Source organism: Thioalkalivibrio sp. ALMg9, assembly GCF_000380625.1.
GTDB lineage: Bacteria > Pseudomonadota > Gammaproteobacteria > Ectothiorhodospirales > Ectothiorhodospiraceae > Thioalkalivibrio > Thioalkalivibrio versutus.
The window spans coordinates 438,102-461,223 of record NZ_AQYC01000008.1; the positions used below are offsets into that span (position 1 = coordinate 438,102).

A 23,122-nucleotide genomic window follows, 5' to 3' on the forward strand; every position below is an offset into this window, starting at 1 on the left:
GAGGATGCGCGGTGTACTTTGCAGGCCTTCGGCCCGCGCATGGCGTGCTGGCGTTTTATCAATCAGTGTTTCCCTGGCGGAGAGCGCAAGTGCAGGAAGGAATCATCGACGAACTCGCGGCGGCCAGTCAGCTGTTCGGGCGGCTGGCGGAGGACCGGGCGTTTGTCGCCGAGGTCGAGAATGTGGGGCAGGTGTGGCTGCGCTGTGTTCAGGCCGGGGGCAAGATACTGCTGGCCGGGAATGGGGGTAGTGCGGCGGATGCGCAGCACATCGCGGCGGAGATTGTTTGTCGTTATCGGGCGGTGCGGCCGGGCGCGGCGGCGATCGCGCTGACCACGGATACTTCGGTGCTGACCGCGATCGCGAATGACTTCGGTTATGAGCACGTCTTCTCGCGCCAAGTCGAGGCGCTGGGGCAGCCGGGGGACGTGTTCGTCGGGCTGACCACCTCCGGGCGCTCGCCCAACGTGCTGCGCGCCTTCGATATGGCGACCGAGCGCGGTCTGACGACCGTAGCCCTGACTGGTGAAAAGGGCCTGGCGGATAGCCATTCGGCGGACCATGTGTTGCGTGTGCCGGATCCGGCAACGGCCCGGGTGCAGGAGGTGCACGGGCTGATCGGTCACCTGCTGTGTGGCGTGGTGGAGGACGCGCTGGTGGCGGCTCAGGGCGATACGGGTTCGGAGTGACGGTACGCGCGCTGTTTCTCGATCGCGACGGGGTGGTCAATGTCGATCATGGCTACGTGCACCGCCCCGAGCAGGTCGATTTCGTCCCGGGGATTTTCGAGCTGGTTGCAGCGGCCCGCGCCCGCCAGTGGGCCGTGGTGGTGGTGACCAACCAGTCCGGTATTGGGCGCGGCTATTACGACGAGCCTGCGTTCCGACACCTCAGCGAATGGATGCGGGGCCGGTTTGCCGAAAACGAAGGGCGGATCGACGCCGTCTATCACTGCCCCCATCATCCGCGCGATGCGCTTCCCGAGTACCGGAAGGATTGCACTGATCGCAAGCCGGCCCCGGGGATGTTGCTGCGTGCGCGAGACGATCTGGGGCTCGACCTGGCCGGTTCGGTGCTGATTGGTGATCGCCCATCCGATCTCGAGGCCGCGCGGCGGGCCGGGGTCGGGACGCGACTGTTGTTCGATCCGGAGGGCACGGAATCTCTGCCCGATGAGCCAGGCGTGGCACGCATCCGCACCCTGCCCGAGGCGATTGCGTGGCTCGACTGAGCGTGCATGTGGATCCATGTCTCCCTGAGCGCCCGGAGTAGTTCGCGATGCGCCACGCGCTGTACACCACCCTGTTGCGCCTGGCCGTTCCCGTGTTGCTAACGCGGCTGGTCCGGCGGGCGCGGGCCAGCGGTGTGCCGGCAGACCGCTGGTGCGAATGGATTGGGTTGGGTGAGCCCGTGCCGCCCGGCGCGATCTGGCTGCATGCGGCCTCGGTGGGTGAGGTGGAGGCGGCCCTGCCCCTGGCGCGAGCGCTGCAGGAGAAACACCCGGGACGTCACCTGCTGGTCACGACCACTACGCCCGAGGGTGCGATGCGGGTGACGGCGGCTCTGGGGGATGCCGTGAGCCACCGCTTCCTGCCGCTGGATCTCCCGGGGGCGGTCCGGCGCTTTCTTCATCGCGCCCGCCCGGCCGTGGCGGTGATGTTCGAAACCGAGTTATGGCCCAATCTCTATCGTGGCTGCGAGCGCGCGGGTGTGCCCCTGCTCCTGGCCAGCGCGCGAATGTCGCCGCGCTCCTCTAGGCGCTATCGCCGGTTGCAGCCGCTGGTGGCCGAGACGCTGGCGCGGCTGGGGGTCCTGCTCGTCCAGGACGAGAGTGCCGCGCGGGCATTTCTTGATCTCGGGGCTCCGGCTGAGCGCCTCCGGGTCGGAGGCAATCTCAAATTCGACAGGGAACTGCCACCCGGCCATGAACAGGGCGCGGCCTTCCGGCAGGAGTTCGCTGGGGCGGCGCCGGTCTGGGTTGCGGTGAGTACCCGAGAGGGCGAGGACGCGGCGGTGCTGTCGATTCACCGACTGTTGCGCGCCGAGTTTCCGGACGCGGTGCTGGTGTGGGTGCCCCGCCATCGGGAGCGGTTCGAGCCTGCATTCGAGGCTGCGCGCGCCGCAGGTTTTCGGACCGGGCGGCGAAGCGACGGGCCGACCGGGCCGGTGGATGTGCTGATCGGCGATTCCATCGGCGAGGTGGGTCTCTACCTCGGGGCCGGGGACGCCGCATTTGTGGGGGGCAGCCTGGTCCCGCTTGGTGGTCAGAACGTGCTGGAACCGGCGGCGTTGGGTCTCCCGGTAGTGACCGGCCCGAGTACCGAACACTTCGAATCCGTTGTGGCGCGGATGGAGGCGGTCGGGGCCTTGCACCGGGCGCAGGATGCCCATGGGGTGGCCTGCGAGCTGGTGCGTCTGCTGAAGTCGCCGGATGCACGCCGAGCGATGGGGGAGGCGGGCCGTGGAGTTGTGGACTCGGGGCGTGGAGCTGTGGGGGAGGCGGTCAGCGCGATCGAGCACTGTCTGGAACGCGGACGTGCGAATTAATCAGCGTTTCCCTAGCTATTTCGAACACGGGCGGCTGCGGTGTGGCAGCTGCATTCTCAACACATTCCTCGTGTGACCGATGCCTTGTTTGTCCGGGCCGGTTTGTCGAGAGTTCGATGAACCGATTGTTCGGGGCGCCGGTTTGCGTGTCTCGCTCGATTGCGGAGTATTCACGAGGCCGAGGCCGCGAGCAGAGTGGATCCGTGCGTAAACCGGCAGACTAATCAGCCGCTCCCCTGGTGTTGTTTCCGGGCCTGAGCGTTGCCCCGCACTGCCGGCACTGATAGCGGTAATGCTTGCGTTGAATCAGGTGGTGCCGTCGGGCGCTGAGCAGGTGGTGTCGGCAGTCGCAGGCGTAGTCGTGGGTTTTCATTTTGCGCCCGGGCAGGGGCGTGTCATGTGTGACCCGGGGTTCGCAACCGAACGCCCGCATGCGGGCCTGCCACTCGGGACCGTGGGGGCGCGCGCCGCGCGGCCCATGATCGCGATACACGAGCGAGTGGGCGATTTCGTGTGCCACGGTGGCGGGGAAGTGGGCGTCCCAGTCAAGAACAAAGGCCTGTGGGTTGAAGCGCAGCTGCTCTTGTCCTCCCGTCATTCGCCATTGGCCCGCTGCGCGCCCTTTCAGGTTGAAGCACACCTCGGGGACTTCTCCCTTCGATCCCGATTGGTTATAAAGTTCGCGGGCCTTTTCCAGAATTCGTTTCTTCTTTTCATCGGGTAAGGTCCCCGCGGGATCTTGTAATCCTCCGCGTGAGTTATCATATTGTCCGTCTCGGCAGGTCCCAGACTGGACTTTGGTTTTTTCTGCTGCGGATTTCATCTTTTCAACTCTACTCGAAACCCCGGGAGTTCTGTATGAGCATGGATAACAAGAAGGCCTCCGATCTGTCGGCCGAAGAACTGTACGCCCTCGCGCGCCAGCGGGAAAAGGAAGAAGCCGAGGGCAAGGAAGCCGAACGCCGCGAGAAGCGCGAGAAGCTGATGGAAAAGCGCAAGGAGATGGTGGCGCGGCATCGCAAGGAACTCGGCGAGCTCGAGCGCCAGATCCGTGAACTGGGCGGGCGCGTGGGCCGTACCGCGGGCGGCGGACGTCGCGGGCGCCGGGCCGGTGGCGAGTCCATCAGCCAGAAGCTTTGCGATATCGTCGCCACCCAGCCGGAGATGGGCATCAAGGAGATCAAGGCACAGGCCGAGAAGGCCGGCCTGGATACCAAGAACATCAGCCAGACCCTGGCCTACCTGAAGCGCCAGGGTCGCCTGACCTCGCCGCGCCGCGGGATCTACAAGGCCGCCTGACGCTACCGCTGCAGATCCGCCCGGGCGACGATCACGGGCGGATCTGCAGCCCTTCCTCCGTACGTGTCAGTTCACCATCGCCCGCAAACCAGCGAGCGATGGTCTTTCCGGCGATCTCGTGACGCCAGCCGCTGCCCAGGCGGCCGCTCGTGCCGTCGCCCTTCAGGAGTTCGATGACATCCTTGCGCTGCGCAATCGCGCCGGCGGTGATCTGGTTGCGTCGCGCGCACTCGCGCAGCAGGGCCATGCCGATGTCCGCCAGGACCTCTTCCGCCTCGGTCAGCTTCGCCTTGTCCGGCAGTTGTGGCCATTCCTCGCGGGGCAGGGCCTGGCCTTCGCGGATCGCCTCCAGCAGCTCTTCCTGACGTGGCGGTTTCATGCCGTCGGGGAAGCCGCGCAATTGGTGCAGGGCGGCGGCGTCCTCCGGCGTGCGCCGGGCGATATCGATCAGGATGTCGTCGGCCAGGATCCAGCGGCGCGGGCGGTCGCTTGCCTGCGCCGCGCGTTCGCGCCAGGCGGCCACGGCCTTGAGCACGCCGCGTTCGCGCGGCTTGAGCCGCTTGGCCCCGGAGACCCGCTGCCAGGCCGCCTCGGGGTTTGGTTCGTACAGGGCCGGGTCGCTCAGGGCCTCCATCTCCGGGCGCAGCCAGTGCATGCGGTCATGGCTTTCCAGTTCGTGCAGTAGGCGCATGAACACGGTGGCCAGGAAGCGTACGTCATCGGCGGCGTAAAGGATCTGTTCCTTGCTCAGGGGGCGGCGTGCCCAGTCGGTGCGGGTCTGGCTCTTGTCGAGGTCGCGATCGAGGATCGCCTTGACCAGGTTGGCGTAGCCGATCTGCTCGCCGTGGCCGAGCATGCTGGCAGCGATCTGGGTGTCGAACACCGGGGTGGGCACGCGTCCGAGTTCGCGATAGAGCACCTCGAGATCCTGCGAGGCCGAGTGGAAGACCTTGGTTACGCCGGCATCGAACAGCAGGGGTTCCAGCAGCTTGATGTCGAGTTGCAGCGGGTCGACGCAGGCGATCTGGTCCAGAGTTGCCAGCTGGATCAGGCACAGGCGCGGGTAGTAGGTCTTCTCGCGCATGAACTCCGTATCCAGCGCGATCCAGTCGGTCCCGGCGATGGTGTCGAGGAAGCCCTGCAGGGCCTCCGGGGTCTCGATCAGGCCGTGATCATGCATGGGGCGATTTCTGGCTGGCCTCGAAGGCGGCCTTCTGCTCCGGCGTCGCCTCCTTCTGGTAGCGCTCTTTCCACTCGCTGTAGGGCATGCCGTAGACGATCTCGCGGGCACCCTCGTAGTCGATGGACTCGCCGCGTTCTTCGGCGGCGGCCACGTACCACTTGGACAGGCAGTTGCGGCAGAAGCCGGCCAGGTTCATCAGGTCAATGTTCTGCACGTCCTTGCGTTCGTCCAGGTGCTGCAGCAGGCGGCGCAACACGGCGGCTTCGATCTCGGTTTGCTTGTTCGGGTCCATGCAAGGCTCCTTGTTTCGGTTCGGACACAGTATGCGTGACAGTCCCGGTTTGCTTCGACCGGGATGGGGTCGGCGTTTTCCTCAGGTGAGGTGCAGCAGCCAGCGCCGACGCAGGTCGCGCAGCAGGGAGAAGATCAGGGGCCAGACCAGGGCGCTGGTGAGGACCGGCGCCCAGTACCAGAGGCTGCCCGGCGGAAACCCGGTGATGCCCTGTGGCCACAGGGCCAGAAGCTTGAACAGGGCCATCAGGATGGCGACCACCATCATCTGTTGCCAGACCGGATAGACCCGCAGGCGCGGGTGGATCTGCAGCACGATGTAGATGACCACTGCCAGGGCGATGGCGTTCTGTCCCAGCAGCTGGCCCTGCAGGGTGTCCAGCAACAGGCCGGCGACGAAGGCGGTCAGGATGCCGATGCGCGACGGGAAGGCCATGGCCCAGTAGATCAGGATGAGCGCCAGCCACTCCGGGCGCGCCGGGCGCAGGATATCCGGGACCGGCACGATGGCGAGGGCCAGAGCTGCCAGCAGGGTCAGCGCCACCGGCCAGGGGATGCCGATGGCACGGGTCACGGTGTCCCTTCGGCCGGTTCTGATTCGAGCGCGTTCGGAGCCGCCTCCAGGTCGTTGTCCAGATTGAGCGGGGCGATCGCTGAAACGGCGCCGTCGGTCCACAGCAACAGGACCTCGCGGGAGCGGTCCAGGGCTGCCAGCGGTTCGGCCTCGATGCTCAGGAATGGTTGGCCCTGCGGCCGCTCGACCGAGGTGACCCGGGCCACAGGGTAGTCGGCCGGGAAACGGCCGCCCAGCCCGGAGGTCAGCAGCAGGTCGCCGGGCTCCACATCCTCCTGCAGCGGAACGTGGCGCATCTCCAGGCGTTGCGGGTTGCCGGTGCCGACCACCAGACCGCGCAGCCCGGTGCGCGCGCTCAGTACCGGCAGCGCGTGGCTGGGGTCGGAGATCAGCAGAGCGATCGAGCTGGTCAGACGGGTCGACAGAACCTGACCGATCACGCCGTCGGCATTGATGACCGGCTGGCCGGCATAGACATCGTCATTGCGCCCCTTGTTGAGCACGATCTGCTGGCGAAAGGGGTCGAGATCCACGGCCAGCAGCTTGGCGATCTCGACCCGTTCTTCGGCCTGCTCGGCGGTATTCAGCAGGGCGCGCAGGCGGTCGTTCTCCAGCTGCAGGGCCTCGAAGCGCAGCTGACGCGCGCGCAGCTCGGCATTCTCGCTGCGCAGGATGCGGTTCTCGGTGATCAGGTCTTCGCGGCTGGTGAACGACTCGAACACCCGGCTGACCGCGCGGACCGGTGCGTCCACCGCGACCTGCAGCGGGTAGGTGACGGTGGCCAGGGCGCCGCGGACAAACTGCAGTTCGTTGACGCGGTGATCCAGCGCCATCAGCGCCAGGCCCAGCAGGATCACCGCGAGCAGGCGCAGAGTGGGCGAGACACCCAGTCTGAACAGCGGCTTGCTGATGGCGTGACCTCCGGTTCCGGATCGCGTCGACAAGGCAAAGCCGCTGCGGAACCCCGTCCCGTGCGGCTTTGCCGACCTGTTGCGGCCCGGAGTGTAACCCGAACCAGACCCGCGCCGTGGCGACGCGGGCGGGGTGGTCCGGCCCTATTCCATTGCGAGGAAGTCGACCCGTTTCTCGTCGAGCATCTCCAGCACCCGGCCGCCGCCGCGGGCGACGCAGGTCAGCGGGTCGTCGGCGATGACCACCGGGATGCCGGTCTCTTCCATGATCAACCGGTCCAGCTGCTGCAGCAGGGCGGAGCCGCCGGTCAGCACAATGCCGCGCTCGGCGACGTCCGCGCCGAGTTCCGGCGGGGTCTGCTCCAGGGCGGTGCGTACGGCAGAGACGATGCCGTACAGCGGATCCTGCAAGGCTTCCAGGATCTCGTTCGAGTTCAGGGTGAACGAGCGCGGCACGCCCTCGGCCAGGTTGCGGCCCTTGACCTCGATCTCGAGCAGCTCCTTGCCCGGATAGGCCGAGCCGACGGTGTGCTTGATGCGTTCGGCGGTGGCCTCGCCGATCAGTACGCCGTAGTTGCGGCGTACATAGGCCATGATCGCCTCGTCGAAGGTGTCGCCGCCGATGCGTACGGATTCGGAATAGACAATGCCGTTCATCGACAGCACCGCGACTTCGGAGGTCCCGCCGCCGATATCCAGCACCATGGAGCCGACCGCCTCGTCCAGCGGGATGCCGGCGCCGATGGCTGCGGCCACGGGTTCCTGCAACAGGTAGACCTTGCGTGCCCCGGCGCCGAAGGCGGATTCGCGGATCGCGCGGCGTTCCACCTGGGTGGCGCCGCAGGGCACGCAGACCAATACGCGCGGGCTGGGGCGGAAGATCCGCCGCTCGTGCACCTTCTTGATGAAGTACTGCAGCATCTTCTCGGTCGTGGTGAAGTCGGCGATGACGCCATCCTTCATCGGACGCACCGTCACCACGTGCTCCGGCGTGCGGCCGAGCATCTTCTTGGCCTCGATCCCCACCGCCTCGATGGAGCGCGGGCCGCCCGGGCCGCGATCCTGGCGAATCGCGACCACGGAAGGTTCGTTCAGGACAATGCCCTGGCCGCGCATATAGATGAGGGTGTTGGCGGTGCCGAGATCGATGGAGATGTCGTTGGAGAACAACCCCAGAAGGCGTTTGAACATGAAGAAGAAACCTGCTTGAGTGGGCGGGCGGGAAAGCCGTCGACTCTAGCAAGCGCCCGGGGTTTGGGCAACAACGGCTTTGTGGTAAGTTTGCGCTCCGTTTCGCCCAATGAATCCGAACGCTACAGGACCCACCCTGCCATGTCCGTCGATACCTCCGAAGTCCGGCGCATCGCCCATCTCTCCCGTCTGGCCATGAACGATGACCAGGCCCGGGATTTCGCGGGTGGGCTGAGCGACATCTTTGACTTTGTCGAACAACTGGATGGTGCGGCCATCGAGGGTGTCGAGCCGATGGCCCACCCGCTGGACGCCGAGCAGCGCCTGCGCCCGGATGCGGTGACCGAGCCGGATCGGCGCGAGGTCTTCCAGGCCATCGCCCCGGCTGTCGAGGGTGGCCTGTACCTGGTTCCGCGCGTCATCGAATGATCCGCGCGGTCGCCGTTCTGTTGAACCCGTCACGCTTCTAGCCAGCAAGAGTCCCCGAAACCATGGCCCAGGAAACCCTGTCCGGCTGGGTGCGCAAGCTCCAGGCCCGCGAGATCAGCTCGCGCGAATTGACCCAGCTGTATCTGGACCGGATCGAGCGTCTCGATCCGCAGTTGAACAGCTTCATTACCGTGACCGCCGAGCAGGCGCTGGCGCAGGCCGATGCGGCCGATGCGCGCCTGGCGAAAGGTGAAAAGACCCCGCTGCTGGGCGTGCCGGTCGCGCAGAAGGACATCTTCTGCACCGAGGGCGTGCGCACCTCCTGCGGCTCGCGCATGCTGGATCCGTTCGTCTCGCCCTACAACGCCACCGTCGTCGAGCGCATGAATGCCGCCGGCGCGGTGATGCTGGGCAAGACCAACATGGACGAGTTCGCGATGGGCTCGTCCAACGAGACGAGTTTCTATGGTCCCGTTCGCAACCCCTGGGATACCGAACGCGTCCCGGGTGGTTCCTCCGGCGGCTCCGCCGCCGCGGTGGGGGCGCGCCTGGTGCCGGGTGCCACGGGCACCGACACCGGCGGTTCGATCCGCCAGCCGGCAGCCTTCTGCGGCATCACCGGTCTCAAGCCGACCTACGGGCGCGTGTCGCGCTACGGCATGATCGCCTTCGCCTCCAGCCTCGACCAGGGTGGGCCGATGGCCGCGACCGCCGAGGACTGCGGGCGGATGCTGAACGCCATGGCCGGCTTCGACGAGCGCGACTCCACCAGCGTCGAGCGCCCGGAAGAGGATTTCACCGCCGGACTGGAGCAGGACCTGAAGGGCCTGCGAATCGGCCTGCCGACGGAATTCTTCGGCGAGGCCGGTCTGGACGAGCGCGTGCGCGGCGTGATCGACGCCGCCATCGAGGTGCTCAAGGGCCGCGGCGCCGAGGTACGCGAGGTCAGCCTGCCGAACAGCCACCTGTCGGTGCCGGCCTATTACGTGGTCGCCCCGGCCGAGTGCTCCTCCAACCTCGCGCGCTTCGACGGCGTTCGCTACGGCTACCGCTGCGAGAATCCCGAGGACCTGATGGACCTCTACACCCGCTCGCGCGGGGAGGGCTTTGGCGACGAGGTGAAGCGCCGCATCATGGTCGGCACCTACGTGCTGTCCGCCGGGTACTACGACGCCTACTACCTGAAGGCGCAGAAGGTCCGGCGCATCATTGCCGACGACTTCCGTCGCGCCTTCGAGGACGTGGACGTGCTGCTGGCGCCGACCACCCCGGAGCTGCCGTTCGCGCTGGGTGCCAAGGCCGACCCGGTCAGCATGTACCTGTCGGACATCTACACCATCGCCGCGAACCTCGCGGGGCTGCCGGCGATGTCGCTGCCGGCCGGCGAGATCGACGGCCTGCCGGTCGGGCTGCAATTGATCGGCAACTACTTTGACGAGGCGCGCCTGCTGGGCGTTGCTCACCAGTATCAGCAAGAGACCGACTGGCACGCCCGCGTGCCGGCGGCCTTCGCCTGAGGGCCCTGCACATGGAATGGGAAACCGTCATCGGGCTGGAGATTCACGCCCAGCTCAATACCGTCTCCAAGATCTTCTCCGGGGCGCCCACCGCCTACGGCGCCGAGCCCAACCGCCAGGCCTGCCCGGTGGATCTGGGCATGCCCGGCGTACTGCCGGTGCTGAACCAGGGCGCGGTGGAGCGGGCCGTGATGCTGGGGCTGGCGATCAATGCCGAGATCACCCCGCGCTCGGTGTTCGCGCGCAAGAACTACTTCTATCCGGACCTCCCCAAGGGTTACCAGATTTCGCAGTTCGAACTTCCAATCGTGGGCCTGGGGCATCTGGATATCGAACTGGAAGACGGCACCATCAAGCGCGTTGGCGTGACCCGCGCGCACCTCGAGGAGGACGCCGGCAAGAGCCTGCATGAGGGCTTCGAGGCGATGACCGGTATCGACCTTAACCGCGCCGGCACCCCGCTGATCGAGATCGTCTCCGAACCGGAGCTGCGCTCCGCGAAGGAGGCCGTTGCCTACATGAAGAAGATGCATTCGCTGGTGCGTTATCTGGATATCTGCGACGGCAACATGCAGGAAGGCAGCTTTCGCTGTGACGCCAACGTCTCGGTGCGGCCCAAGGGCCAGACCGAGTTCGGCACCCGCGCGGAGCTGAAGAACCTGAACTCCTTCCGCTTCGTCGAGCGCGCCATCAACTTCGAGGTCGAGCGTCAGATCGACCTGATCGAAGGCGGCGGTTCGGTGGTGCAGGAGACTCGCCTGTACGACCCGGATCGCGATGAGACGCGCTCCATGCGCAGCAAGGAAGAGGCAAACGACTACCGCTACTTCCCTGATCCGGACCTGCTGCCGCTGGTCGTGGACACCGCGTTCATCGACTCCGTGCGCGAGAAACTGCCCGAGCTGCCGGACGCCAAGCGGGCGCGCTTCGTCGAACAGTACGGCCTGTCCGACTACGACGCCGGCGTACTGACCGCTGCGCGCGACATGGGCGATTTCTACGAGGTCGTGGCTGCCGGTTGCGGCGCGCCCAAGCTGGCCGCCAACTGGGTGATGGGCGAGTTCTCCGCCGCGATGAACCGCTCCGAGGTCGAGCTGGCGGATGCCCCGGTCAATGCCGAGGGTCTGGCCGGCCTGCTCGCGCGCATCCAGGACGAGACCATCTCCGGCAAGATCGCCAAGGAAGTCTTCGAGGCGATGTGGAACGGCGAAGGCGACGCCGACGCCGTGATCGAGGCCAAGGGGCTCAAGCAGATCACCGATACCAGCGCGATCGACACCATCATCGACGAGGTGATGGCCAACAACCCGCAGCAGCTCGAGCAGTATCGCGGCGGCAAGGACAAGCTGTTCGGTTTCTTTGTCGGCCAGGTCATGAAGGCGACCCAGGGCAAGGCCAATCCGGCCCAGGTCAACGAGCGCCTCAAGGCCAAGCTGGACGGTTGATGCAGTTGCGTATTTCGGAGTCCTGCCACCATGCGTGAGACCGACACCCTCCACCGCTTCATGCTGGAGGAGGCCGGGGTACGCGGCGAGTGGGTGCACCTGGACGCCTCCTGGCAGGCCCTGCTGGAGTTGCACGAGTACCCGCCCGTGGTGCGCGACTTGCTGGGCCAGGCCTATGCAGCCGTTGCCCTGACCGCCGCCACGCTCAAGTTCGACGGCTCGCTGATCCTGCAGATCACCGGCCCCGGGCCGGTGCACATGATCGTCGCCCAGGCCGATGGCCAGGGGCGGCTGCGTGGCCTGGCGCGCTTTCGCGAGACCCCGCCGGAGGGCGCGACACTGGCCGAATGCGCCGGCGAGGACGCACGGCTGATGCTGACGCTGGACCCGGGCGACGGCAGCGAGCGCTATCAGGGCGTCGTGGAGCTGGAGGGCGACTCGCTGGCGGAGGCGATGAACGTCTACTTCGAGCGCTCGGAACAGCTGCCGACCCGGTTGTGGCTGGCGAGCGGGGCGCAGTCCGCCGCCGGTCTTCTGTTGCAGGCGCTGCCGGCCGAGGGTGGCAATGCGGTGACGCGCGATTCGGAGGAGTGGAACCGCGCCACGATCCTGGCCGAGACCACCACCGCCGACGAGTTGCTGAAGCTGGACGCTGGTGCCCTGCTGGGCCGGCTGTTCGCCGAAGAGCGGGTGCGCCTGTTCGACGGCACGCCGGTGACTTTCCACTGCCCCTGCTCGCGCGAGCGCATCGCCGAAACCCTGCGCAGTCTGGGGCGTGACGAGATTCGCAGCATCATCGAGGAGCAGGGCGCGGTGGAGGTCACCTGCGAGTTCTGCAACGCGCATTACCACTTCGATCCGGTCGACGCCGAGGCCCTTTGTGCGCCCGAGGTTGCCCAGCCGCCGATCCCGGACACCCGCCAGTAGACAGGGCTTTCCGGGGTGCCCCCGATCCCGAAGCCTTTCCCGGACTCCCCTCGTTAGCCTGTCGTGACCTTCGGCAACTCTGCCGCAGGGACCCGTGGTCCCCATCGTCCCCCGGCCTTGCTATAGAACAGACTGACCTTGCAGCAGTCTGCAGACGAGGGCGCGATGTATTCCCGGCACACCGAAATCCCGACCCTGGATGTCCGCCCCGGCTGGCTGGTGGAGGCGCGCTATTTCAACCAGGTGCGTCGCGCCCTGGCTCGGCTGGGACCGGAGATCCGCCTGTCCCCGTCGGGGCTCAAACAACTGGACCTGATCCTCCAGCGCGATGCCTGGATCGTCGTGGACCGGGTGCTGAACGATATGCCCGTGGTTGCCTGGACGGCCTTCCATTCCCGTGGTCGGCGCAGCCTGCATCGCCCGGTGGCCTGCGAGCTGTTGCTGTTCCATGCGATGGCCAGCATGGTGATGAACCGCACGCTGTCTGCGATGGAGGCGGAGCTGAACGCGGCGATTTCCGAGGTCGCTCCACCGTCATCACCCGGCAAGGTCCTGCCCTTTCATCCCCGCTCCTGCGCCTGATTCGCGCGTATCCGTTCGCTTCAGGCCGGGGCGTGGCCGTGGCTGCACGCCGGGCAGGCGGGGTCGCGGCGCAGCCGGATCTCGCGGAACTGCATGGCGAGCCCGTCGAGGATCAGCAGCCGGCCGCTCAGGATCGGCAGACCCATGAGCAGCTTCAGGGCCTCGGTCGCCTGCAGGCTGCCGACCACACCGGGCAGGCTGGCCAGCACGCCGTTGGCGGCGCAGGTGTCCTCGTCGCCGCCCCCCTCGCCGTACAGGCAGTGGTAGCAGGCCGCCTCCGGATCGCGGTAGTCGAAGGTGGTCAGTTGTCCCTCGAAGCGGATTACCGCGCCGGAGACCAGCGGTGTGCCGGCCGCCAGTGCGGCGCGGCTGATGGCCCCGCGCGCGGCGAAGTTGTCCGTCCCGTCCAGTACGACGTTGGCGCTGGCGAACAGCCGGGTCATCGCCGCGTCATCCAGGCGCTCGGCGCGCGTCTCTACCTGACAGCGGGGGTTCATGGCCGCCACGCGATCGGCGGCCGAGGCCACCTTGTCGCGGCCGATGTCCGCATCGGTATGCAGGATCTGGCGCTGCAGGTTGGTCACCTCCACATGATCCGGGTCGACGAGCGTCAGCCGGCCCACCCCGGCTGCGGCCAGGTAGGCCGCCACCGGTGAGCCCAGCCCGCCGAGCCCCATGATCACTGCATGCGCCTGCTGCAGGGATTCCTGCCCTTCGATGCCCACGCCGGGGAGCATGATCTGGCGGCTGTAGCGCAGGAGTTGGTCGTCATCCATGGGGCAATCTCCGGGGTAAGGCCGAAATTGTAACCGGCGTCACGCTCGTGGACGGGCTCAGTTAGGAACCATTCAGGAACGCTGCATACGCTTGATCCTGGCAATCCTGCCACAACCCCGGGCCGTCGATGCTCTCTCAAGGCGGCCTGGATGGAAGGAGGGATCCATCATGAAACGACTCGCCATTCTGGCGCCGGCCGCGCTGCTGGCATTCGCCCTGTCCGCCCCGACGCATGCGGCCCATCCGGTCGCGGCGGCGGGTGCCTCGACCTTCGATGCGGGTGCCCTGCAGCACGTGCGTCACGGCCATTCGAGCGGGCACAAGGACTACCGTGGCCATCCCGGCGCGCGGGGGCACAAGCAGGCGAAGCGTGCGAAGAGTCGTGGGCGTGGCCATCAAAAGCATTCACGTGGTCGCGAGCATCATCACTATCACTACTACGACCATCGTTCGAGCCGCTACCGCCACCGGTCTTCCCCCGCCGGTTCGGTCAACCTGCACCTGCGTCTGCCGTTCTGACCCGAGAGCGACTGTCACACGCTGGGCCCCGGCCATCTGGTCGGGGCCTTTTTTGTGGTCGGGGCATGCTCGTCACGTTGACGTCGTTCAGTGTCTCCCCAGGCTGGTCCGTTCGTGGCCGGCGGGATCCTTCTGGGTGTGGACGTCCCGATAGCCTGCCTGCTGCAGCCGTTGTCGAACGCGTTCGCCCTGGTCGAAGCCGTGTTCCAGGAGCAGCCAGCCGCCGGGCTTCAGGTGGGGGCGGGCGTTGTCGATCACCCGGTGCAGGTCGGCGAGGCCGTGTTCCGCCGCAGCCAGGGCGGTGCGTGGCTCGAAGCGCAGGTCGCCGCGCGTCAGGTGCGGGTCGTCCGGGTCGATGTAGGGCGGGTTGCAGGTGATGACGTCGAAGTGCAGCTGCGGGGTCAGTGCGTCGAGCCAGTCGCCCTGCCAGAGCTGAACCGGGAGCCCCAGCGCGTGCGCATTGGTCTGCGCCTGCTGCAGGGCGCCCTCGCTGCGGTCGCTGGCAAAGGCCTGGATGTCCGGGCGTTCGCTCTTCAGCGCCAGGATGATGGTGCCGGGGCCGGTGCCCAGATCGAGTACGCGGGGTGCGTCGGTGTCCAGCTCGTCGATCACGGCCAGCGCCTGTTCCACCAGCAGCTCGGTCTCGGGGCGTGGGATCAGGCAGGCGGGGGAGACGCCCAGCTCCAGCGTCCAGAAGGCGCGGCGCCCCAGGATGTGCGCCATGGGCTCGCCGGCGCAGCGGCGCTGGCAAAGTGCTTCGGCGTGGGCGGCCTGTGCGGTACTGGCGGGGTCGCTACCGCGCGCGATCAGCTGCGCGGTGTCGAGGCCGGTGGTGGCACTCAGGAGCATGCGCGCCTCCAGCCCCGGGCTCTCGACGCCCGCCTGTTGAAGGCGGGTACGCAGGCCCTGCAACAGGGTATCCAGCGTGGGTGGGGTCTCCATTACGCCTCCGCGAGGGTGGCGAGCTGCTCGGCCTGGTATTCGTGGATCAGCGGGTCGATGACCGGGTCGAGGTCACCGGCCATCACCTGTTCCAGCTTGTACAGGGTTAGGTTGATGCGGTGGTCGGTCACCCGGCCCTGCGGGAAGTTGTAGGTGCGGATGCGCTCGGAGCGGTCGCCGCTGCCGACCAGACCCTTGCGTTCGGCGCTCTGCGCGGTCGCCTGGGCCTCGCGCTCGGTCTCGAAGATGCGCGCCGCCAGGTAGGTGAGCGCCTTGGCCCGGTTCTTGTGTTGCGAGCGTTCTTCCTGGCACTCGACCACGATGCCGGTGGGCAGGTGGGTCAGGCGCACGGCGGAGTCGGTCTTGTTGATGTGCTGGCCACCGGCGCCGGAGGCGCGGAAGGTGTCCACCCGCAGGTCGGCCGGGTTGATCTCCGGCATCTCGACCTCCTCCAGTTCCGGCAGGATGGCGACCGTTGCGGCGGAGGTGTGGATGCGGCCCTGGGATTCGGTCTCGGGGACGCGCTGCACGCGATGAGCGCCGGATTCGAACTTGAGCCGCGAGTAGGCGCCTTGCCCTGCCAGGCGCGCGATGACCTCGCGGTAGCCGCCATGCTCGCCCTCGCTGGCGCTGAGGATCTCCAGCTTCCAGCGCTGGTTTTCGGCGTAGCGGGTGTACATGCGTAGCAGGTCGCCGGCGAAGATTGCGGCCTCGTCACCGCCGGTCCCGGCGCGGATCTCCAGGAACACGTTGGCGTTGTCGTGCGGGTCGCTCGGGATCAGGTGGCGGTAAAGCTCCGCCTCCAGCGCCTCGGTCTGTTCGGTCAGGGATTCGATCTCGGCCTCGGCCATGGCGCGCAGATCGGCGTCGTCGTCCTCGAGCATCGCGCGCGCCTCTTCCAGCGCCGCGTGGTTGTCGTGCCAGGCCTTCCAGGCCTCGGCCACCGGTTCCAGCTGGCTGTATTCCTGTGACAGGCGGCGCAGCTGGTCCGGGTCCTCGGCGGCGTCGGGGGTGGCCAGCAGCTGCGCGATCTCGGCATGGCGTTCAGTCAGGCCCTCGAGCTTGGTGCGGAACGAGGCCTTCACGAACGGGTGCCGGAGTCGGAATCGTCGCCGGGGTCGTCTTCCGGGGCGGGCAGCTGGAACAGCCGGTGCGCGGCCTCCAGCAGGCGGGCGTCGCCCTCGTGCGCGGCGGTGTTCAGCGACTTGCAGGGGGCATGCATCAGCTTGTTGGTCAGGTTGTGCGCCAGCAGCTGCATGGCCTCCTCGGGCGACTTGCCGGCGCGCAGCATGGCTTCGGCCTTGGCCAGCGCCTCGGCCTTCACGCTGTCGGCGCGCTGGCGCAGCTGGCGGATGCTGTCCACCGAGTCGCGGGCACGCAGCCAGCGCATGAACTCGCCGGCGCGCTGGGTGATGATCTCTTCGGCCTGTTCGGCAGCGGCCTGGCGCGAGGCCATGTTCTCGTCGATGACCTCCTGCAGGTCGTCCACGGTGTAGAGGTAGACGTCCTCGAGCTGGCCGACCTCGGGCTCGATGTCGCGCGGCACGGCGATGTCCACCATGAACATCGGTTTGTGCCGGCGCTTGCGCAGCGCGCGTTCCACCGCGCCCTTGCCCAGGATCGGCAAGGGCGCGGCGGTGGAGGAGATGACGATGTCGGCATCGGCCATGCGATCGGGGAGCTGGTCGAGGCTGATGGCCTCGGCATCGAAGCGTCCGGCCACCGCGCGGGCGCGCTCCACCGTGCGGTTGGCGACGATGACGTTGCCGATGCCGCCCCCGGAGAGATGCTGCAGGGCCAGTTCGATGGTCTCGCCGGCGCCGATCACCAGGGCGGTCAGCGGCTTCAGGTCGCCGAAGATCTGGCGTGCCAGTGACACCGCAGCGAAGGCGACCGAGACCGCGCTCTGGCCGATGGCGGTCTGGGTGCGCACGTCCTTGGCGGTGGCGAAGGCATGCTGGAACAGACGCTCCAGCGAGCGCCCGAGCGTACCGGCGTTGTGGGCGTGCTGGTAGGCGGTCTTCATCTGCCCCAGGATCTGCGGCTCGCCGAGGACCATGGAATCCAGCCCGCTGGCCACGCGCAGAGTGTGACGCACGGCCGAGCCATCGTGGTGCAGGTAGAGGTAGGGTTTCAGTTCGTCGCGGTCGATGCCGTGGTAGCCGCCGATCCAGTCGATGACGCGCTGCTCGCTTTGCTGATCGTCCTCGCGGAAGTACACCTCGGTGCGGTTGCAGGTGGACAGGATCGCGGTTTCCGGCAATAGCACGCCGGAACGCAGCGAGTGCAGGGCCTCGCCGAGTTCGTGCTCGTTGACGGAGAGCCGTTCGCGAATGGCGACCGGAGCCGTCTTGTGATTGATCCCGAGAGTGAACAGCATGCTGGCGCGTATTGTGCCGGAAAACGCGGGCGCGTGGCCGAATTTCCCGATAGTGTACTGTGCTGTACGGTTAGCAGGAGGTGGCGCGCGCCGGCCGGACGTCTCCGTATACCCGTTGTGTGGAACCCGAGCTGTGGAACCCTGGGGGCCGCTGCCCCGTCCCATCCGATATGGCCGCAATGATCCCGATTGGACACAACATGATTCGAAGCCTGCTCGCGCTCACCGCCGTGTTCTCCCTGGTGGGTTGTGCGCATACCCCGCTGGACGCCTCCGAACCGCCGGAGTCGGATCGCCCCGAGGTGCTGCCCTTGATGCAGACCCAGGATCCGGAGGCTGTGCTGATGTTCAGCGTCCTGGCCGCCGAGATCGCGGTGCGCTCCGGCGAGCATGCCGAGGCGGCGCGCTATTACGGAGCCGCGGCGTTGCTGAGCGACGATCCGGCCATCGCCGAGCGTGCCACCCGGATCGCCTTGTTCGCGCGCGAGCCGGAACACGCACAGCGTTCGGCCGACCGTTGGCTGCGTCTGGCCCCCGAGAGCACCGATGCCAGCCAGGTCTCGACGGTCCTGCGGATCAACGCCGGTGATGCCGGGCCGGCGGCCGAACAGCTGGATTCGCTGATGAATCGCGTCGTGGTGCAGGGCGGCGACCCCTACGCGACCCTGGGTGGTGTGATTGGTCAGGCTCAGGACCAGCAGGCGGCTATGGAGACCATGCACCTGCTGGCCGAGCGCCGCCGCGACGACGTGGGCGTGCATCGCGTGCAGGCCGAGGCCGCGCTGCGCTTTGGCGAGCCAGGTGAGGAGGTGCTTGCGGTGACCGAGCGAGCCGCCGAGCGCTTCCCGGAATCGGTCCAGCTGCGTTTGCTGCATGCACGGGCCCAGAGCGAGGCCGGGCATGACGATGCGGCGGTCGAGACCCTGCGCGCGACCGTGGAGGCGCACCCGGACAGTCGCGAGGCCCGTCTGGGATACGCGCGGGTCCTGACCGAGATGGAGGATGACGTCTTCGCCCGCGAGGAGATGGACCGCCTGGTGGAGATGGCGCCGGAGGATGCCCAGCTCCTGTTGGCGCTTGCCCTGATGAACCTGGAGGCGGAGCAACTGGGCCCCGCGCGGGATTACCTCGAACGCCTGGATGCCATGGGTGAGCGCGAGGACGACGTCGCGTACTACCTGGGGCGCTTGCACGAGATGGCCGACGAGCCGGAGGCCGCCCTGGGCGCCTACGCCCGCGTGGAGGCCGGCGACCATGCCGAGGATGCCCGCCTGCGCAGCGCGCGCTTGACGCTCAAACACGACGGGGCCGAGGCCGCTCGTGACCTTTTCGACCCCATGCAGCAGGGCGTGGATGAGGATCTGGCCCGGCGCGCCTATTTGGCCGAGGCGAACGCCCTGCGCGAGCTGGGCGAGTATGCCGAGGCCCGCAGCCGGTTGAACCGTGGCCTGGTGCAGTTTCCGGGCAGTACGCAGCTGCTGTACCTGCGCGGGCTGGTCCACGAGCGCGAGGACGACATTACGGCGGCCGAGGCCGATTTCCGCGCGATCCTCGAGTCCGATCCGGAGAATATCGCCGCGCTGAACGCCCTGGGTTACACCCTGGCGGACCGAACCGATCGCTATGACGAGGCCTACGAATTGATCCTGCGCGCCTATGAGCGCGAGCCGGATGACGCCGCGATCATCGACAGCTATGGCTGGGTCCTGTACCGCCTGGGCCGTCTCGAAGAGGCCGAGACCCAGCTGCGGCGTGCCTACTCGCTGTCGGACGACGGCGAGATCGCCAGCAACCTGGCGGTGGTGTTGTGGGAGCGTGGCGAGCGTGAAGAAGCCCGGGAGGTCCTCGAGGCCGCGCTGGAACGCGAGCCCGGGCATGAGCGCCTGCAGCGCGTGCGCAACGATCTGATCGAATGAACGGGCGCGGGACGACGCGACAGTCGCGACGGATCCGGGGCGCGGGGTGGCTGGCCGGGCTGGTGGGTGGCTGGGGGCTGTTGCTCGCGGGCTGTGCTGCCCCTCTGCCCGAGGCGGACACCTCGCCAGCGGCCGAGGCGGCCTTCGAGGAGCGCACCGAGCAGCTGGCGGCACTGGACAGCTGGCGGCTGGTGGCACGTCTGGGGCTGGCCTCCGGGGAGGAATACTGGTCGGCCCAGCTCAACTGGCGGGTGCAGGAAGGCCAGCATGTGCTGGACCTGTCCGGCCCGATGGGGCGCGGCGGCGGGCGTCTGACGCTCTCGGATAACGGGCGCGCGCTGCTGGTCACGCGGTCCGGTGAGCGCTTCCAGGCGCAGGACCCGGATACCCTGGTGGCCCGGGTGCTGGGCGAATCCATCCCGGTCAGCGGGATGATCTACTGGGTGCGCGGCCTGCTGCACCCGGAGGCCTCCTACCAGCTGGATATCGATGCGGACGGCCGCCCCCTGGAGATCCTGCAGTCCGGCTGGGCCATCGAATACACCGAGTTCGAGGAGGTTGACGGCGTTTCGATGCCGGTTGCCATGGTCCTCGAACGCGAGGAGGTCGAGTTGCGCGCGCGCATCGGCCGTTGGCAGCTAGGGCCGGACGAGACGTGGTGAGTGCGGCGACGGGCGGGGGGTTCGGGATGCCGTTTCCGGCCCCGGCCAAGATCAACCGTTTCCTGCACATCACTGGCCGCCGGCCGGATGGTTATCATGAGCTGCAGACGGTGTTCCAGTTCCTCGGGCTGGAAGACCGCCTGCGCTTCGATCCCCTGCCCGAGGGGCGCTTCGAGATGGCCGGCGAGGCCATCGATGGGCAGGACAACCTCTGCCTGCGGGCGGCCCGGCGCCTGGCCGAGGTGGCGGACAAGTCCTTCGGCGTGCGCATCCACCTCGACAAGCGGATCCCGGTGGGCGGCGGCCTGGGTGGCGGCAGCTCCGATGCCGCCACCACGCTGGTGGCCCTGAACTACCTGTTCGATCTGGGGTGTCCAGTCGAGCAACTGGCGGCGATCGGGCTGGAGCTGGGCGCCGATGTGCCGGTGTTCGTCGCCGGGCATGCGGCGTGGGCCGAAGGGGTGGGCGAACGACTTGCGCCCGTGGCCCCGGATACCGGCTGGATTCTGCTGATTGATCCGGGCGTTTCGGTTGCCACGGGGGCCATGTTCGGGTGTGCGGAATTGACACGCGACTGCGCCACCGAGACAATTTCGTCCGCGATCGATGCCGAGCGGTTCGTGAACGTGTTCGAACCGGTCGTTCGGGCGCGCTATCCGGAGGTCGATCGCGCGCTGGCCTGGCTGGCGGATCAAAGCCCCCGGGCGTATTTGAGCGGGAGTGGCGGCTGTGTGTTCGGGATGTTTCCCGATGAGGGGGCGGCCCGGGCAGCGCAGTCCGCGCAGCCCGCCCCGTGGAAAAGTTGGGTGACGACGTTGCAGAACGTGTCACCCTTGCAGGCCTGGTTACCGCCGTGCGGCGGTAACAGCGAAAAAGAATAAGTCCACGCAAGGGTGGCGCGCAGCGCCATCATCCTGCCGGCCCGGATCGGCAACGCCGATCCGCGGGATGGGCCGGGCACGGTGCCGGCCAGGCAGTACAATTTAGAGTCCAGCGAGATATTGGGCCGTAGCCAAGCGGTAAGGCAGCGGGTTTTGATCCCGCCATGCGCAGGTTCGAATCCTGCCGGCCCAGCCAACAACCGCTTCGCGCCAGAAGGGCGCGAAGCAAAACCACCAAGACCCCGGTCCCGATCCGGGGTCTATAATTTGGAGCTCGGGCGTTCTAGCGCGCTCGCTCCACTCCATCCAGACCGGGACGAACCGTGGTCGACAAGAATCGCATGATGATCTTCGCGGGCAATGCCAACCCGCGTCTCGCCCAGGCCGTTGCGGAGCACCTGGGGCTGCCGATGGGCAAGGCCATCGTGGGGCGTTTCAGCGATGGCGAGGTGCAGGTCGAGTTGCTGGAGAACGTGCGCGGCCGCGACGTCTTCCTGATCCAGCCGACGGGGCAGCCGACCAACGAAAACATCATGGAGCTGGTGATCATGGTGGATGCGCTGCGCCGCGCCTCGGCCGGACGCATCACCACGGTGATCCCGTATTTCGGTTATGCGCGCCAGGACCGTCGTGTGCGCTCGGCGCGGGTGCCGATCTCGGCCAAGGTGGTCGCCAACATGATCGAGGCGGTGGGCGCGGATCGCGTGCTGACCATCGACGTGCATGCCGACCAGGTTCAGGGTTTCTTCAACGTCCCGGTGGACAACATCTATGCCTCGCCGGTGCTGCTGGGCGACGTCTGGCGCCATGTCTCGGGCGATCTGACCGTGGTGTCGCCGGATGTCGGCGGGGTGGTGCGTGCCCGCGCCATCGCCAAGCGGCTGGATGACGCCGATCTGGCGATCATCGACAAGCGCCGCCCGCGTGCCAACGAGTCCGAGGTGATGCACATCATCGGGGATGTGCGCGGCAAGTCCTGCATCATCATTGACGACCTGGTGGATACCGCCGGTACGCTGTGCCAGGCCGCGAAGGCCCTGAAGGCACACGGGGCGCACTCGGTGATGGCCTATGCCACGCACCCCGTGCTTTCCGGCGCGGCAATTGATAATATAAACGGTTCGGCGCTTGACGAGCTGGTGGTGACCGACACCCTGGCCCTGCAGCCCAATGCGCAGGCCTGCGAAAAGATTCGTCAGCTGTCGGTCGCGGAGATGCTTGCGGAGACCATCCGCCGCATCAACCTCGAGGAGTCCGTCAGCTCGTTGTTCATGGACTAGGCCCGTGTGGGCTGGAGCTGTGGACTGGACCGGCGATAACCGATTTCGGGAGGCTTGCCTCCCATTCAGCGCCCCGCCTGGTCGCGGGCGGGGTGTGTTCAAGGCGCTTCGGGTGAAGCGCCTTTCATTTTGGAGACCGTAGCAATGAGCATGAGCTTTACCATTGAAGCCGAGAAGCGTGACGAACAGGGTTCGAGTGCGAGCCGCCGCCTGCGTCGCGCTGGCAAGCTGCCCGCCATCCTGTACGGAGCGGACAAGGACGCCGTGGCCATCACGCTGGATCACAATGCGATGGTCCACAACCTCAAGGAAGATGCGTTCTATTCGCACATCCTGAGCGTGAAGCTGGGCGGCAAGACCGAGAAGGCGATCCTGCGAGATGTGCAGCGCCATCCGTTCAAGCCGACCATCTACCACGTCGACCTGATGCGCGTGAGCGCCAATCAGCCGATCCGCGTCAGCGTGCCGCTGCACTTCCACAACGAGGAAGAGTGCAAGGGCGTGAAGCTGGGCGGTGGCATGGTCAGCCGCATGATCAACGAGCTCGAGGTCGAGTGTCTGCCGGGCGACCTGCCCGAGTCCATTGATCTCGACGTGATCGAGCTGGATGTCGGTGACACCGTGCACATCTCCGAGCTGAAGCTGCCGGAGGGCGTGCAGAGCGTGGCCCTGATGCACGGCGAGGAATACGACTACGCCGTGGTCAGCGTGCTGCTGCCGCGTTCCGCGAAGGCGGAAGAGGAAGAGCTCGAAGGCGAAGCCGCGGAAGCCGAAGGTGGCGCAGAAGCCGAGGGTGGCGACGAGGCCGCTTCCGGCGACGAGTCGGAGTCCGGGGACAAGGAGTAAGCCTTGCGGCTTGCCGCCTGACT

General features: G+C 67.2%; 25 protein-coding genes and 1 tRNA gene. 16 read left to right on the forward strand and 10 right to left on the reverse strand.

Features of this window, described 5'->3' with window-relative positions:
- Positions 1-89: 89 nt before the first annotated feature.
- From F792_RS0107340 to F792_RS0107350, 3 genes are read left to right on the forward strand one after another with little or no spacing between them, the layout of a single operon-like run.
- Positions 90-689 (forward strand): SIS domain-containing protein, encoded by a 600-nt coding sequence (locus F792_RS0107340; RefSeq protein WP_018169019.1) that lies wholly within the window; start codon positions 90-92, stop codon positions 687-689.
- Positions 686-1,231, forward strand: a complete 546-nt coding sequence (locus F792_RS0107345; protein ID WP_018169020.1) for a D-glycero-beta-D-manno-heptose 1,7-bisphosphate 7-phosphatase — start codon at positions 686-688, stop codon at positions 1,229-1,231. The genes F792_RS0107340 and F792_RS0107345 overlap by 4 nt, the downstream gene beginning before the upstream one ends.
- Positions 1,232-1,278: 47 nt before the next feature.
- Positions 1,279-2,547, forward strand: a complete 1,269-nt coding sequence (locus F792_RS0107350; protein ID WP_018169021.1) for a 3-deoxy-D-manno-octulosonic acid transferase — start codon at positions 1,279-1,281, stop codon at positions 2,545-2,547.
- Positions 2,548-2,767: 220 nt separating this feature from the next.
- On the opposite strand, the gene F792_RS14570 is transcribed toward F792_RS0107350, so the two are convergent.
- Complete coding sequence (locus F792_RS14570) at positions 2,768-3,370, reverse strand: SprT-like domain-containing protein (protein WP_081620124.1); 603 nt, start codon at positions 3,368-3,370, stop codon at positions 2,768-2,770.
- 35 nt (positions 3,371-3,405) lie between these two features.
- Between F792_RS14570 and F792_RS0107360 the strand changes: the two genes are divergently transcribed.
- On the forward strand, positions 3,406-3,846 hold the full coding sequence (locus F792_RS0107360) for a hypothetical protein (protein WP_018145243.1): 441 nt from the start codon (positions 3,406-3,408) through the stop codon (positions 3,844-3,846).
- 31 nt (positions 3,847-3,877) lie between these two features.
- Here F792_RS0107360 and rnd read toward each other — a convergent pair whose 3' ends face one another.
- The 5 genes from rnd to F792_RS0107385 all read right to left on the reverse strand — a co-directional run bounded on the left by rnd (position 3,878) and on the right by F792_RS0107385 (position 7,996).
- Entirely contained in the window at positions 3,878-5,026 is a 1,149-nt protein-coding gene (gene rnd, locus F792_RS0107365) for a ribonuclease D (protein ID WP_018169023.1), read from the reverse strand.
- The gene (locus tag F792_RS0107370) at positions 5,019-5,321 is read right to left on the reverse strand and encodes a DUF1244 domain-containing protein (RefSeq protein ID WP_018169024.1); all 303 of its coding nucleotides are present in this window, start codon (positions 5,319-5,321) and stop codon (positions 5,019-5,021) included. The genes rnd and F792_RS0107370 overlap by 8 nt, the downstream gene beginning before the upstream one ends.
- 81 nt (positions 5,322-5,402) lie before the next feature.
- The gene (mreD, locus tag F792_RS0107375) at positions 5,403-5,894 is read right to left on the reverse strand and encodes a rod shape-determining protein MreD (protein WP_018169025.1); all 492 of its coding nucleotides are present in this window, start codon (positions 5,892-5,894) and stop codon (positions 5,403-5,405) included.
- A complete protein-coding gene (mreC, locus tag F792_RS0107380; RefSeq protein WP_018169026.1) occupies positions 5,891-6,838 on the reverse strand; it encodes a rod shape-determining protein MreC in 948 nt (315 codons plus the stop codon). The genes mreD and mreC overlap by 4 nt, the downstream gene beginning before the upstream one ends.
- A gap of 111 nt (positions 6,839-6,949) precedes the next feature.
- Entirely contained in the window at positions 6,950-7,996 is a 1,047-nt protein-coding gene (locus F792_RS0107385; RefSeq protein ID WP_018142132.1) for a rod shape-determining protein, read from the reverse strand.
- A 141-nt stretch (positions 7,997-8,137) separates the two neighbouring features.
- On the opposite strand from F792_RS0107385, the gene gatC reads away from it, so the two are divergent.
- The 5 genes from gatC (at position 8,138) to F792_RS0107410 (ending at position 12,896) form a co-directional block, all read left to right on the forward strand.
- Entirely contained in the window at positions 8,138-8,425 is a 288-nt protein-coding gene (gene gatC / locus F792_RS0107390) for an Asp-tRNA(Asn)/Glu-tRNA(Gln) amidotransferase subunit GatC (RefSeq protein ID WP_018169027.1), read from the forward strand.
- A gap of 62 nt (positions 8,426-8,487) precedes the next feature.
- Positions 8,488-9,942, forward strand: coding sequence for an Asp-tRNA(Asn)/Glu-tRNA(Gln) amidotransferase subunit GatA (gene gatA / locus F792_RS0107395; RefSeq protein ID WP_018169028.1), 1,455 nt, complete (start codon positions 8,488-8,490; stop codon positions 9,940-9,942).
- Positions 9,943-9,953: 11 nt separating this feature from the next.
- Positions 9,954-11,387, forward strand: coding sequence for an Asp-tRNA(Asn)/Glu-tRNA(Gln) amidotransferase subunit GatB (gatB, locus tag F792_RS0107400; protein WP_018169029.1), 1,434 nt, complete (start codon positions 9,954-9,956; stop codon positions 11,385-11,387).
- Positions 11,388-11,417: 30 nt separating this feature from the next.
- Complete coding sequence (gene hslO / locus F792_RS0107405; protein ID WP_018145251.1) at positions 11,418-12,314, forward strand: Hsp33 family molecular chaperone HslO; 897 nt, start codon at positions 11,418-11,420, stop codon at positions 12,312-12,314.
- A gap of 165 nt (positions 12,315-12,479) precedes the next feature.
- Positions 12,480-12,896, forward strand: a complete 417-nt coding sequence (locus F792_RS0107410; RefSeq protein WP_018145252.1) for a hypothetical protein — start codon at positions 12,480-12,482, stop codon at positions 12,894-12,896.
- Between the two features lie 20 nt (positions 12,897-12,916).
- Here F792_RS0107410 and F792_RS0107415 read toward each other — a convergent pair whose 3' ends face one another.
- On the reverse strand, positions 12,917-13,672 hold the full coding sequence (locus F792_RS0107415; protein WP_018169030.1) for a molybdopterin-synthase adenylyltransferase MoeB: 756 nt from the start codon (positions 13,670-13,672) through the stop codon (positions 12,917-12,919).
- A gap of 169 nt (positions 13,673-13,841) precedes the next feature.
- On the opposite strand from F792_RS0107415, the gene F792_RS0107420 reads away from it, so the two are divergent.
- A complete protein-coding gene (locus tag F792_RS0107420; RefSeq protein WP_018169031.1) occupies positions 13,842-14,192 on the forward strand; it encodes a hypothetical protein in 351 nt (116 codons plus the stop codon).
- 87 nt (positions 14,193-14,279) lie between these two features.
- Here F792_RS0107420 and prmC read toward each other — a convergent pair whose 3' ends face one another.
- Genes prmC through hemA form a run of 3 tightly spaced genes read right to left on the reverse strand, consistent with a single transcriptional unit; the run spans position 14,280 to position 17,514 of the window.
- Positions 14,280-15,134 carry a peptide chain release factor N(5)-glutamine methyltransferase gene (gene prmC, locus F792_RS0107425; RefSeq protein ID WP_018169032.1) on the reverse strand — a complete coding sequence of 285 codons (855 nt, stop codon included), beginning with the start codon at positions 15,132-15,134 and terminating at the stop codon, positions 14,280-14,282.
- The gene (prfA, locus tag F792_RS0107430) at positions 15,134-16,219 is read right to left on the reverse strand and encodes a peptide chain release factor 1 (protein ID WP_018169033.1); all 1,086 of its coding nucleotides are present in this window, start codon (positions 16,217-16,219) and stop codon (positions 15,134-15,136) included. Before prfA ends, prmC begins: the two co-directional genes overlap by 1 nt.
- Positions 16,216-17,514 (reverse strand): glutamyl-tRNA reductase, encoded by a 1,299-nt coding sequence (gene hemA / locus F792_RS0107435; RefSeq protein ID WP_018169034.1) that lies wholly within the window; start codon positions 17,512-17,514, stop codon positions 16,216-16,218. The genes prfA and hemA overlap by 4 nt, the downstream gene beginning before the upstream one ends.
- 170 nt (positions 17,515-17,684) lie before the next feature.
- Between hemA and F792_RS0107440 the strand changes: the two genes are divergently transcribed.
- From F792_RS0107440 to F792_RS0107465, 6 genes are all read left to right on the forward strand, one after another.
- The gene (locus F792_RS0107440; RefSeq protein WP_018169035.1) at positions 17,685-19,430 is read left to right on the forward strand and encodes a tetratricopeptide repeat protein; all 1,746 of its coding nucleotides are present in this window, start codon (positions 17,685-17,687) and stop codon (positions 19,428-19,430) included.
- The gene (gene lolB / locus F792_RS0107445; protein ID WP_018169036.1) at positions 19,427-20,092 is read left to right on the forward strand and encodes a lipoprotein insertase outer membrane protein LolB; all 666 of its coding nucleotides are present in this window, start codon (positions 19,427-19,429) and stop codon (positions 20,090-20,092) included. The genes F792_RS0107440 and lolB overlap by 4 nt, the downstream gene beginning before the upstream one ends.
- Positions 20,093-20,118: 26 nt before the next feature.
- A complete protein-coding gene (gene ispE, locus F792_RS0107450) occupies positions 20,119-20,973 on the forward strand; it encodes a 4-(cytidine 5'-diphospho)-2-C-methyl-D-erythritol kinase (RefSeq protein ID WP_051080703.1) in 855 nt (284 codons plus the stop codon).
- A gap of 121 nt (positions 20,974-21,094) precedes the next feature.
- Positions 21,095-21,169: transfer RNA gene (locus F792_RS0107455), tRNA-Gln, on the forward strand.
- A gap of 145 nt (positions 21,170-21,314) precedes the next feature.
- A complete protein-coding gene (locus F792_RS0107460) occupies positions 21,315-22,253 on the forward strand; it encodes a ribose-phosphate diphosphokinase (protein ID WP_196799408.1) in 939 nt (312 codons plus the stop codon).
- A gap of 144 nt (positions 22,254-22,397) precedes the next feature.
- Positions 22,398-23,099, forward strand: coding sequence for a 50S ribosomal protein L25/general stress protein Ctc (locus tag F792_RS0107465; RefSeq protein ID WP_018169038.1), 702 nt, complete (start codon positions 22,398-22,400; stop codon positions 23,097-23,099).
- Positions 23,100-23,122: the final 23 nt, after the last annotated feature.